Source organism: Shewanella sp. SR43-8 (assembly GCF_014163775.1).
In the GTDB taxonomy this organism is placed as follows: Bacteria; Pseudomonadota; Gammaproteobacteria; order Enterobacterales; family Shewanellaceae; genus Shewanella; species Shewanella vesiculosa.
Map to the genome: position 1 here is coordinate 1 of NZ_JACJDX010000032.1, position 1,204 is coordinate 1,204.

1 protein-coding gene is annotated in these 1,204 nt (G+C 44.7%); it reads right to left on the reverse strand.

Annotated elements, in window-relative coordinates; translation table 11 throughout:
• Positions 1-55 precede the first annotated feature (55 nt).
• On the reverse strand, positions 56-1,204 hold a 1,149-nt coding region (tuf, locus tag H5114_RS20215; protein WP_182699093.1), incomplete at its 5' end, for an elongation factor Tu.

The window sequence follows — 1,204 nt, forward strand, 5'->3', positions numbered from 1 at the left end:
TAAAAATAAAAAAGGAAGCCTAAGCTTCCTTTTTTAGTGTTCACTAAAGTCGCTATTACGCGATGATTTTAGCTACAACACCTGCACCAACTGTACGGCCACCTTCACGGATAGCGAAACGTAAACCGTCGTCCATCGCGATTGGGTAAATCAGGGTAACTACCATCTTGATGTTATCACCAGGCATAACCATTTCTACGCCTTCTGGTAACTCAATTGTGCCTGTTACGTCTGTTGTACGGAAGAAGAACTGTGGACGGTAACCTTTGAAGAATGGAGTATGACGTCCGCCTTCTTCTTTTGATAACACGTACACTTCTGATTCGAATGTAGTATGCGGGTTAATTGAACCTGGCTTAGCTAGTACTTGGCCACGTTCTACGTCATCACGCTTAGTACCACGTAATAACACACCACAGTTTTCGCCAGCACGACCTTCGTCAAGTAACTTGCGGAACATTTCTACACCAGTACAAGTTGTTTTAGTTGTTGGACGAACACCAACAATTTCAACTTCGTCTGATACGCGAACGATACCACGTTCAACACGACCTGTTACCACTGTACCACGACCTGAAATCGAGAATACGTCTTCGATTGGTAGTAGGAATGGCTTGTCGATGTCACGAGCTGGTTCTGGAATATAAGTGTCTAAAGCTTCTGCAAGCTCAAGGATCTTAGCTTCCCACTCTGGCTGGCCTTCTAGTGCCTTAAGAGCTGAACCTTGAATTACTGGTAAATCATCACCTGGGAAGTCGTATTCTGAAAGAAGCTCACGCACTTCCATTTCAACTAATTCTAGTAATTCTTCGTCATCTACCATGTCACACTTGTTCATGAATACGATGATGAAAGGTACGCCAACCTGACGTGAAAGCAGGATGTGCTCACGTGTTTGTGGCATTGGGCCGTCTGTCGCAGCAACTACTAAGATTGCGCCGTCCATCTGTGCAGCACCGGTAATCATGTTTTTAACATAATCCGCGTGACCTGGACAGTCTACGTGTGCGTAGTGACGAATTGGTGTGTCATATTCGATGTGAGAAGTATTAATCGTAATACCGCGCTCACGCTCTTCTGGAGCGTTATCGATTTGAGCGAAGTTTTTAACTTCACCACCATAAGTTTTAGACAAAACGGCAGAGATTGCTGCTGTTAAAGTTGTTTTACCATGGTCAACGTGACCGATGGTGCCCACGTTTAC